Source organism: Mycobacterium sp. E3298 (assembly GCF_001666895.1).
Lineage (GTDB): Bacteria > Actinomycetota > Actinomycetes > Mycobacteriales > Mycobacteriaceae > Mycobacterium.
Genome location: NZ_LZJB01000106.1, coordinates 1 through 10,656, shown reverse-complemented (window position 1 = coordinate 10,656; position 10,656 = coordinate 1). Strand labels below are relative to the sequence as shown.

Below are 10,656 nucleotides of genomic sequence, written 5' to 3'. Positions count from 1 at the left end.
CCGCCTGCGGTTCGGCGTACTTGGCGGCGATCACCTCCCCCTGCTCGGTGAGCCGCAGTGATCCGTTCACCGCGCCGGGGGGCTGCGCCAGGATGGCCTGATAGCTCGGGCCGCCGCCGCGGCCGACGGTGCCGCCGCGACCGTGGAAGAGCCGCAACCGGATTCCCGCTTTGCGGGCCACCTCGACCAGGGCCAGCTCGGCGCGGTAGACCGCCCAGCTGGAGGCCAGGTAGCCGCCGTCCTTGTTCGAGTCGGAATAGCCGAGCATCACCTCTTGGCAACCGCCCTGGGCGTCGACGACCGCGCGGTACAGCGGCAGGTCCAGCATCGCCTGCAGGATGTCCGCGCCGTTGTGCAGATCCTCGATCGTCTCGAAGAGCGGCGAGATGGACACCGGGCAGTACGGTTCCGGCCCGGAAGCGTCCAGCAGCCCCGCCTCTTTCAGCAAGATCGCCACTTCCAAGACGTCGGACACCGAGCGGCACATCGAGATCACGTAGTTCGGGACGGCGGCCGGGCCGTAGCGCCCGACGGCGTGCGTCGCGGCGCCGATGACCTCGAGCTCCTTGCGGGCCAGCTCGGACAGTTGCGCGCGGTCACCGACCAGTGGACGGCGCGTGCCCAGTTCGTCCGCCAGCAGCGCGACCCGCTCGTCCTCGGGCAGCGAAACGTAGTCCGGGTGCACCCCGGCCCACGCCAGCAGCTCGGCCACCACCTCTTCGTGGACGTCGGAGTTCTGCCGCAGGTCGAGGCCGCTCAAGTGAAACCCGAAGACGCTCACGCCTTCTCGCAGCAGGGCCAGACGATCCTCGGCGAGCAGCGCGCTGCCGTGCGTGCGCAGCGACTCGTCGATCGTGTCGAGGTCCGCTTGCAGTTGGGCCGGCGCGGAATACGGCGCCAGGCCGAGGTCGAGTTCGTGCTGAGGTTGACGGTCCAGGATCTGTGCGCCCGTCGCGGTGAGCCGGGCCCGGATCACCCGCACCGCCCGCCGGTACGGCTCGTCGGCGCGGGCCTGCTCGACGCAGCCCTCGGCCAGTTCCGCCAGCGCGGGCGTGACGGGGACGAGTCGCGCCGACATCGACAGGTCCTGCTCGAGGGCGACGAGCTCTTCCAGGTAATGCGACAGCGCGGTGAACGCGGCGCTGCCCGTGGCCTGGCGCACCACGTCGCCCGTCACGTTCGGGTTGCCGTCGCGGTCGCCGCCGATCCAGGAACCGGGCCGCAGGATGGGCGCGGCGAGCAGATCGGTGTCGGGCCAGCGCTTCCGCAAAGCGTCCCGGACCTCCGCGTTGACCTGGGGAATGACCTGGAAGAACGCGGCGGCGTAATAGCGCAACCCGACCTCGATCTCGTCGGTGATCTGCAGCCGGGACAACCGGATCAGTGCGGTCTGCCACAGGGTCAGCACCTGGCGGCGCAGCTCGCGCTCGATATTGCGGCCGTCGTCGGTTTCGGTGTGTCCCTCCGCGTGCAACCGCATCAGCTGGGTGATCCGGTGCTGGGTGACGAAGACGGTGCGCCGCCGGGTCTCGGTGGGGTGGGCGGTGATCACCGGGGATATCAGGGCCCCGCGCAGCGCGTCGGCGACCGTGGCCGAATCGAGTTCGGCGCCATCGAGTTTCGCGTACGTCGCGGCTAGGCTGCTGTCCTGCGGCGGCTCGCCGGCGGAGACGTGGATCGCGCGTCGCCGCTCCCGGTGGATGTCCTCGGCGACGTTGGCCAGCAGCGCGAAGTGGCTGAACGCGCGGATGACCGGGATCGCCTGGTGGATGTCGATGCCGTCGAACATCCGGGCCAGCTCGGCCCGGTCGATCTCGGAGCGGCGCACCCGAAACGATTCGACCCGGGCGCGTTCCACGAGGTCGAAAACCTCGTCCCCGTTCTGCTCGCGCACGGTGTCGCCGAGGATGGCGCCCAGCAGCCTGATGTCGGCGCGCATCGGCTCGGTCGCCTCGCGACCGACCAGCGTCCTTTGCACGGCGCCAATCGGTTCGAGCGCGATGTCGGAAACGTCAACCATGTGTCCCAGTATCGGTGCGGATCACGTTGCCCGCCCGGCGACGGGTCACCGGTACTTGATCAGGAGGGCGACCCCGATGATGGACACCAGCCAGATGCCGGTGATGAACAGCGTCAACCGGTCCAGGTTCTTCTCCACCACCGTCGAACCGGAAAGGCTGGACTGCACGCCGCCACCGAACAGTGTCGACAGTCCGCCACCCTTGGCGCGGTGCAGCAGCACCAGCAACACCACCAGCACGCTGGTGACCACCAGGGTGATCTGCAGGGCCAACTCCATGACGCAAAAGCCTACCGGTTGGCGCGCCGTCGGCCGTAACCGACGCCCGGCTACCGGTCCCACGAGCGCCGCGGCAGCGCGAACACCAGCGCGAAAGCCGCGACGCTAAGGGCGGCGCTGGCGGCCATCGCCAGCGTCGCGCTGTGCCCGAACGCCGCCGCGAGCGCCTCGGGTCCGGCCCGGCGCACGTGCAGCGTGCCGAACAGGACGGTGCCGATGATCGCGATCCCGATCGCGCTGCCGACCCGCTGCGCGGTGCCGATCACACCACTGGCCGCGCCGGCGTCCGCGGCGTCGACGGTGGCGACGATGAAGTCGACGTTGGGGGCGATGAACAGTCCGCTGCCCAGGCCGGCGATCAAGAGCGGGGCGGCCAGTTGCCAGCCGCCGTACGCGGTGCCCGGCGTCAGGGCGAGCACCAGCCAGATCGCGGTGATACCGACGGCCACCATCCCCAGCCCGACCACCAGCACGGTCCGGCCGAAGCGCGCCGCCAGGCTGTCGCTTTGGGAGGCGCCGCCGACCAGTCCGATCGCGAACGGTGTCACCACCAGGCCGGATTGCAGCGCGGTGTGACCCAGCCCCGCCTGCCACAACAGCGCGATGGTGAAGAAGATGCTCGTGAAGGCCGCGAAGTACACCAGGGCGAGCAGCACGCCGCCGGTGAAGGACGCATGCGAGAACAGCCGCGGCGGCACCAGTGGGTTGCCCCCGTTCGTCTCGACGTGGCGCTCCCACTGCGCGAACACCACCAGCAGCGCGACGGCGCCGGCCATGGAGGCGTACGTCCACAGTGGCCAACCGTCTTGCTGACCCTGGATCAACGGGACGAGCAACGCGACCAGCGCCGCGGACAGCAGGATCAGGCCGACCCAGTCGGCGGACGCCGCACGTTCGGTTCCCGCCGGAAGCAGGATGGCCGCGGCGACGACGGCGAGCACACCCAACGGCACGTTGACGTCGAACACCAACCGCCACCCGGGGTCCGCGCCGAACGCCTGAATGATCAGCCCACCGATCAGCGGCCCGAGCGCGACGGAGAAGCCGATGGTCGAACCCATGATCGCCAGGGCCCGCGCCCGCTTGCGCGCGGCGAACATCAGCTGGATCAACGCGGTGATCGGTGTGAAGAAGATGCCACCGCCGAGGCCCTGCACCGCACGGGCGCAGACGAGCCCGCCCTCGCCCTGCGCGAGTCCGCACGCCAGGCTCGCCATGGTGAACAAGGACAGGCCCGCGATGAAGACCCATTTGTGCCCGAACCGGTCCCCCACCCGGCCGGCGGGGATGAGGGCCAGACCGAATGCCAGCGCATAGCCCGAGACGATCCACGACAGTGTGGCGTTCGAGGCCGAAAGGCTGGTGCGGATGGCCGGCAGGGCAACGTTGACGATCGTGCTGTCCAGCAATGCCATGAAAGCCCCGACCAGCAGCACCGCCAGGGCAAACCAGTTACGGCGTTCGGTGCCAATGGTTCTCGGTATCGACGCCGTCACGCTTCGTCACCTCCCGCGTGCCGGCCGGCGACTATCGCGGGGAGCGCCGCGGAAAGCTCCTCATGCCAACCGATTTCGGCACGCAGCCGGTCGGCTCTGTGCTTCATGACCAGCTTCTCGGCGAGGGTGAGGTAGCGGTCGATGGCGGCGGCATGGGCTTCCCACTCGGCGAGCATGGCACTCAGCGATGTGATCCGGGCCGCGATGGTCGCCGGCAGGTCACCGAGATGGTCGGGCTGCAACCGGGTGATCGCCAGGTCGAATGGGTCGGGTTTGATGACGATCTCGCGGAGCGCGCGCAGCCGCAGACCGCCCAGCGCCTCGCGACCGGCACCGGTGATGGCCCAGATCTGCCGTTGCGGATACGCACCGGACCGCTCGACGCGCACCTCCTCGATGAGGTCCTCGGCGGCCAGTCGTTTGATCGCCCCGTACAGGGCGCCGACGGTGATGTCCGTCCACAGGGCCACGTGCTCTTCCTCGGCGAGCAGCCGGAGCTGATGTCCATGCATCGGGCCACGCTCCTCGAGCCCCGCCAGGATGAAGATCCGTATCGACGACACGCAACTACTCTCGCACGAGTACTCGCCCGCGGTCTAGAGGGCAATGCTCTTCGACTGACTTATCCCCGTGCCGGTTTCGAGTCCCCGTGCCGGTTCGCGCCGGCCGGGGCTACGGCAGCGGCCCGCCGGCGGCGATGGCCGCCAGCGTGGCGAACTGCTCGCCGTCCAGCGAGGCGCCCCCGACCAGGCCGCCGTCGACGTCCTCCTGAGCGACGAGATCGCCGACGTTCTTGGCGTTCATCGAACCGCCGTAGAGCACCCGGACGCTTTCGGCGATCTTTGGCGAGGCGAGGGACGCCAACCCGTTGCGGATGGCCGCACACACCTCCTGGGCGTCGGCGGAGCTGGCCACCCGGCCGGTGCCGATCGCCCAGACCGGCTCGTAGGCGATCACCACGTTGGCGATCTGCTCGGCCGACAGCCCGGCCAGCGAGCCGCGCAGCTGGTTTTCGCAGTAACTGACGTGCTCGCCCGCCTCCCGAGTCTCGAGGTGCTCGCCGATGCACACGATCGGGGCCAGCTCGTGCTTGAGCGCCGCGGCGGCCTTCGCGGCCACCAGCGCGTCGTCCTCGTTGTGGTAGGTGCGCCGCTCGGAGTGCCCGACCACGACGAAGCTGCAACCGAGCTTGGCCAGGAAGGCCCCGCTGATGTCGCCGGTGTAGGCGCCCGAGTCGTGCGGGGACAGGTCCTGGGCGCCGTAGGTCAGCCGCAGCTTGTCGCCGTCGACCAGGGTCTGCACGCTGCGCAGGTCGGTGAACGGCGGTAAGACGGTGACGTCGACCTTGTCGTAGTACTTGTCGGGCAGCGCGAACGCGATCTTCTGCACCAGCGCGATCGCCTCGAAGTGATTGAGATTCATCTTCCAGTTGCCGGCGATCAGCGGCTTGCGGCTCACGCGTCTCCTCCACTTGGTTGCGGCTCCCCGAGCACCTCGATGCCCGGCAGCGTCTTGCCCTCAAGGTATTCCAGCGACGCGCCCCCGCCGGTGGAGATGTGCGAGAAGTCGGCCTCGGGGATGCCCAGGGCGCGCACCGCGGCGGCGGAGTCGCCGCCGCCCACCACACTGAACGCGCCCTTGCCGGTGGCCGCGGCGATGGCCTCGGCGACGCCCCTGGTGCCCGTGGCGAACGCCGGGAACTCGAACACGCCCATGGGGCCGTTCCAGAAGACGGTGCGGGCGTTGGACAGCAGGGCCGCGAATCGCTTCACCGATTCCGGCCCGATGTCCAGCCCGATCACGTCGTCCCCGATGGCGTCGGCCGCCACCGTCTGCGACGGCGAGTCGGCGGCGAACCGCTCGGCCACCACGACGTCGCGCGGCAGCCGCAGCACGTCGACGTAGGTGTCCAGCAGCCGGCGGCAGGTTTCCACCATCTCCTCTTCGAGCAGCGAATTCCCCACCGAAAAGCCTTGTGCGGCAAGGAATGTGAAGCACATTCCGCCGCCGATCACGATGCTGTCGGCCTTGGTCGCCAACGATTCGATAACGCCGAGCTTGTCGGACACCTTCGACCCGCCGAGCACGACGGCGTAGGGCCGCTCGGTGGAGCTGGTCAGCTGCTCCAAGACCGCGATCTCCTCGGCCACCAGCTTGCCCGCGTAGTGCGGCAGCAGCGTGGCCACGTCGTACACCGAGGCCTGCTTGCGGTGCACGACGCCGAAACCGTCGGAGACGAAAGCGCCTCCGGGCGAGACCAATTCAGCGAGTTCGCGGGCGAGCGCGATTCGCTCCCCGTCGTCCTTGCTGGTTTCGCGCGGATCGAAGCGGATGTTCTCCAGCAGCAGGACGTCGCCGTCCGTGAGCCCCTCGGCCCGGGCCAGCGCGTCACCGCCGACGACATCGCCGGCGAGCTGCACGTGCCGGCCGAGCTGCTCGCCGAGCGCCGCGGCGACCGGCGCCAGCGACAACTTCGGGTCCGGCCCGTTCTTCGGCCGACCGAGGTGCGCGGCGATCACCACCTTGGCCCCGGCGTCGACGAGCGCCTGCAACGTCGGCACCGATGCGGTGATCCGGCCGGGGTCGGTGATCGCGCCCTCTTCGTCGAGCGGGACGTTCAGATCGGAGCGCACCAGCACGCCTCGACCCGAAACCCCTTCGGCCAGCAGGTCTTCGAGTGTAGGAACGGCCACGACGACTACAGCGACTTGCCGACCAGCGCGACGAGGTCGATGAGGCGGTTGGAGTAGCCCCACTCGTTGTCGTACCAGGACACCACCTTGGCCTGGTTGTCGATCACCTTGGTCAGCCCGGAGTCGAAGATCGAGCTGTGCGGGTCGGTGACGATGTCGCTGGACACGATCGGGGCGTCGTAGTACTTCAGGATGCCCTTCAGCCTGCCCTCGGCGGCGGCCTTGAAGACCGCGTTGATCTCGTCGGCCCCGGCCGGCTTTGCCAGTTCGACGGTCAGGTCGGTCACCGAGCCGGTGGGGATCGGCACCCGCAGCGCGTAGCCGTCGAGCTTGCCCTTCAGCTCGGGCATCACCAGGCCGATGGCCTTGGCCGCACCCGTCGAGGTCGGCACGATGTTCAGCGCCGCGGCGCGCGCCCGGCGCAGGTCCTTGTGCGGCCCGTCCTGCAGGTTCTGGTCCTGCGTGTAGGCGTGGATGGTGGTCATCAGGCCCTTGACGATGCCGAACTCGTCCTGCAGCACCTTGGTGACCGGCGCCAGACAGTTCGTGGTGCACGACGCGTTGGAGATGATGTTCTGGCTGCCGTCGTACTTGTCGTCGTTGACGCCCAGGACGATCGTGATGTCCTCGTCGGTGGCCGGAGCGGAGATGATCACCTTCTTGGCGCCGGCGTCAAGGTGGCCCCTGGCCTTGGCCGCGTTGGTGAAGATGCCGGTGGACTCCACCACCACGTCGACGCCCAGGTCGCCCCAGGGCAACGCCGCCGGGCCCTCTTTGACCTCCAACGCCTTGATCTTGGCGCTGCCAACGACGATCGTGTCCTCACCTTCGAGGCTGACGTCGTAGGGCAGCCGGCCCAGGATGGAGTCGAACTTCAGCAGGTGCGCCAGGCTGGCGTTGTCGGTGAGGTCGTTGACCGCCACCACCTCGATGTCGGCGCCGCCCTGCTCCTGTTGAGCCAGCAGGGCCCGGTAGAAGTTGCGTCCGATTCGACCGAAGCCGTTGATACCTACTCGGACCGTCACTGATCTCTCCCTGTCTTCTGATGTCTCTAGAGCCGCTGAATACGCGCTCGTGGTCAGCCTAGATGAGCAACACGCGCGGTCGCCGCCCCGGTTCCCGCGGAGTATGTGACGTCAGTCGCGGCGCGTCTTCCGCAGCCACCTCAGGGCCGACTCGGCGGCGTGATAGCCGCAGAGGCCGTGGACGCCGGCGCCCGGCGGAGTGGACTGCGAACACAGGTACACGCCGGGCACCCCGATCGCGTAGGGGTCCACGGCGATGCGCGGGCGGAAGATGACCTGCAGCCCGTCGTTGGCGCCGCCGATGATGTCGCCGCCGATGAAGTTGGCGTTGTAGGCCTGCAGTTCGGCGGGCCCCTTGCTGACCGTCGCCAGGACGCGGTCGCGAAAGCCGGGGGCGAACCGCTCGATCTGGGCGACCACGGCGGCGGTGGCGTCGCCGTCATAGCCGAACGGCACGTGCGCGTACGCCCAGATGGGGTTGATGTTGCCCGCCGAGCGCGACGGGTCGGCCCGGTATTGCTGCCCGATCAGCACGAAGGGGCGGTCCACCATCTTGCCCTGTGCGCGTTGGCGTTCGGTGTCCGCGGTCTCGGCGAACGTGCCGCCGAGGTGCACGGTCCCGGCGCGGGCGCAGTCCGGGTTCGTCCACGGCATGTCGCCCTCGATGGCGAAGTCGACCTTGAACGCCGACGAGCCCTCGCGGTAGCGGCGGTACGACCGCCGGATCCGGCCCGGCATGGCGTCGCCGTAGAGCGCGAGGGCCGCCGCCGGGCTGAGGTCGAGCATCACGATGTCGGCGTCCGGAATGTCCTTGCGGCTCGCGACGGTCACCCCGGTGGCCACCGCGCCGCCGTGCTCCTGCAGCGCGGCCGAAAGCGCTCGGCTGATCGACCCGGACCCGCCTTCGGCGACGGGCCAGCCGTAGCGGTGGCCGCTGGCCAGGATCATCAGCCCAAGCGACGCGGTCAGCGGGCGGTCCAGCCGGGTGTAGACATGGGCGGCGGCGCCGCCGAACAGCGCGCGCGCCTGCTCGGTGCGAAACCAGCGGGCCATGGTGGTGGCCGGCAGCAGCGCCCGCGGCCCGAAGCCGGCCAGGCGAAGCGGGTGACGCGGGATCCCCAGCACCGGGCCCATGAGATCCTCGGCCAGCTCGTCGAATCCCGCCGCCAGGTCGCCGATCGCCCGCCTCCAGCGGGGGCCGTCGGGCCCCATGCGGGCCACCGTCTCGTCGATCGAGTGGTGCAGCACGCCGGCGCTGCCGTCGTCGAGCGGGTGCGCGCAGTCGATCTCCGGCCACTTCCACCGCAGCCCGTAGCGCTGCAGGTCGATCTCCTTCCACAGCGGCGAACCGACGCCCAGCGGGTGAAACGCCGAGCAGTGGTCGTGGATCACGCCGGGTCTCGTCAGTTCGCCCGAGCGGGCTCCCCCGCCGACGGTGTCGCGCGCCTCGAGCACCTGGACGTCGATGCCGTGCCGAGCGAGGTGGATCGCCGCGGCGAGGCCGTTGGGGCCCGCGCCGACCACCACCGCTCGGGTCATCGAGCGCTGCGCCGCGAGCGGTCGCCGCGGCCGATCACATGCACGGGCAACTCGTCACCGGGCTCCGGCCACGGCTGGCGGGTGAGCATGTCCTCGACGTTGACATAGCCTTCCTCGATCAGTCCAGCCTTGGCGTCGAAGATGCGGTACCACTGCTTCTGGATGTGGATGGGCTGTCCCTCGAGGACGATCACCCGGACGTCGCCGTCGGAGAAATGGCAACGGCGCTGCACGGCTTCGAGCAGCTGTTCGTTGTGCAGGTGTCCCTCTCCGAAGTTCCAGCCGACGAGCGGCCCGGCGACGATCTCGCCCTCGCGGATCTTGTAATTGGCTTCGTCGGCCTCTCCCCCCAAGGCGCGAGGCACCAGGGCGTTGAGCGCGCGGCCGTGCAGGTGCATGGCCCGGAAGGCGGCGGTCTTGTCCGCCATGATCTCCGCGGTCTCGGGGTCGTAAAGCCGGGCCAGCTGGTTGACGACGAGGGCGGAGCTCTTTACGATCTCGGCGTCGATCTTTTCCTCCGCACCGGTGCGGAAGCACCACACGCTGGACGCCCAGTTGCCGGCGTAGTACCTCATCGCGGGCAGGAACGAAATCTTCTTGGGGAACATGTTTCCCGCGATCACGAATGCCGCGGCGGCAAGGACGAGGGCCCACAGCAGCGGCGAACGCAAATCGGTGGCCCGGATCGAGGCGTAGTGCCCGAACAGATAGAAGAGCGAGAAGATGAAGAAGACGTTCCACTCCAACGGAACTCCCATCGGGAGGTTGGAAATGATGTTGAGGTGGAAGATCACCATGAATCCGATCAGGAACCACCGCCACGGGTGATCGCCGGCGAAGAAGACCAGCACCGTCGGAACCACGAATTCGGCTGTGGTGCCGCCGACGTGGGCCATCATCTTCGGCAACCAGGTGGGACGCAGATCGTTGATGTGGTCGCGGTACAGCATGTGCTTGATCGGTTTGAACAGTTTGGGCCGCAGCAGCGCGTTATTGCTCGTCATCACCGACACCACATACGGGAAGTGGTGGTTGAGCTTGGATGTTGCGGCGCCCCACCACAACAACAGCATGATGAGCTTGTATGCCGCGATCTGATCGGTGAACGGAAAGAAGAACACGAACAGCTTGAGCCAGTAGTGCTCGCCACGCGCGGCCAGGAAAATCGTCTTGTCGCGCAGGCCCAGTACCGCCAGCGCGACGATCGTCGGGATCACGCGGACGGGGTCGATCAGGCCAACGTCGCCGGACGCGGTGACCGGCCCGCCGTGGCCGGGCGACAACAGCGCCCACACCCCTCCGGCCAAAACGATTGCGTACAGCGCAACGTCGACGACGGTGCGGCTGTCACCGGCGGTGAACGGCACCTTCCCGGGCCACGCCGGCAGCCGAATCGTGTTGGGCCGCAGCCAATACAAGATTCCGCCGATCGGCGGCACGAACCGTCCGGTCAGCGGCCCGGACCCACAACCCAGCCCCATCACCTCGAACAGCAGCGTGAAGACGATGACCTTCTGGTAGACGATCGGCTGCGTCCACCAGTCGGCGATCCGGCCGAGCCCGCCGAGGCCCGGGGTCAGCGAGATGATCGCGGCGGGGACGGC

The 10,656-nt window shown here is 68.8% G+C and carries 9 protein-coding genes; all 9 read right to left on the bottom strand.

All coding sequences use genetic code 11. The features are described from left to right. On the bottom strand, positions 1 to 2,020 hold a 2,020-nt coding region (locus tag A9X05_RS04885), incomplete at its 3' end, for a phosphoenolpyruvate carboxylase (RefSeq protein ID WP_067779630.1). A gap of 45 nt (positions 2,021 to 2,065) precedes the next feature. Continuing rightward, positions 2,066 to 2,299 carry a preprotein translocase subunit SecG gene (gene secG, locus A9X05_RS04880; protein ID WP_040624202.1) on the bottom strand — a complete coding sequence of 78 codons (234 nt, stop codon included), beginning with the start codon at positions 2,297 to 2,299 and terminating at the stop codon, positions 2,066 to 2,068. 50 nt (positions 2,300 to 2,349) lie between these two features. After that, entirely contained in the window at positions 2,350 to 3,795 is a 1,446-nt protein-coding gene (locus A9X05_RS04875) for an MFS transporter (RefSeq protein WP_067779627.1), read from the bottom strand. Then, complete coding sequence (locus A9X05_RS04870; RefSeq protein ID WP_067779624.1) at positions 3,792 to 4,358, bottom strand: PadR family transcriptional regulator; 567 nt, start codon at positions 4,356 to 4,358, stop codon at positions 3,792 to 3,794. Before A9X05_RS04870 ends, A9X05_RS04875 begins: the two co-directional genes overlap by 4 nt. 109 nt (positions 4,359 to 4,467) lie before the next feature. Continuing rightward, positions 4,468 to 5,253 (bottom strand): triose-phosphate isomerase, encoded by a 786-nt coding sequence (gene tpiA, locus A9X05_RS04865; RefSeq protein WP_067779622.1) that lies wholly within the window; start codon positions 5,251 to 5,253, stop codon positions 4,468 to 4,470. Continuing rightward, on the bottom strand, positions 5,250 to 6,488 hold the full coding sequence (gene pgk / locus A9X05_RS04860) for a phosphoglycerate kinase (protein WP_067779618.1): 1,239 nt from the start codon (positions 6,486 to 6,488) through the stop codon (positions 5,250 to 5,252). The genes tpiA and pgk overlap by 4 nt, the downstream gene beginning before the upstream one ends. A 5-nt stretch (positions 6,489 to 6,493) precedes the next feature. Then, complete coding sequence (gene gap, locus A9X05_RS04855; RefSeq protein ID WP_067779616.1) at positions 6,494 to 7,513, bottom strand: type I glyceraldehyde-3-phosphate dehydrogenase; 1,020 nt, start codon at positions 7,511 to 7,513, stop codon at positions 6,494 to 6,496. 111 nt (positions 7,514 to 7,624) lie between these two features. Continuing rightward, a complete protein-coding gene (locus A9X05_RS04850) occupies positions 7,625 to 9,052 on the bottom strand; it encodes an NAD(P)/FAD-dependent oxidoreductase (RefSeq protein WP_067779614.1) in 1,428 nt (475 codons plus the stop codon). Further along, positions 9,049 to 10,656: DUF3556 domain-containing protein (locus tag A9X05_RS04845; RefSeq protein WP_067779612.1), on the bottom strand; the 1,608-nt coding region annotated here is incomplete at its 5' end. The genes A9X05_RS04850 and A9X05_RS04845, both read right to left, overlap by 4 nt.

Excerpts from the sequence above, each read along its gene's own strand:
- secG (WP_040624202.1), bottom strand. The coding sequence starts at position 2,299 with ATGGAGTTGGCCCTGCAGATCACCCTGGTGGTCACCAGCGTGCTGGTG.
- A9X05_RS04850 (WP_067779614.1), bottom strand. The coding sequence starts at position 9,052 with ATGACCCGAGCGGTGGTGGTCGGCGCGGGCCCCAACGGCCTCGCCGCG.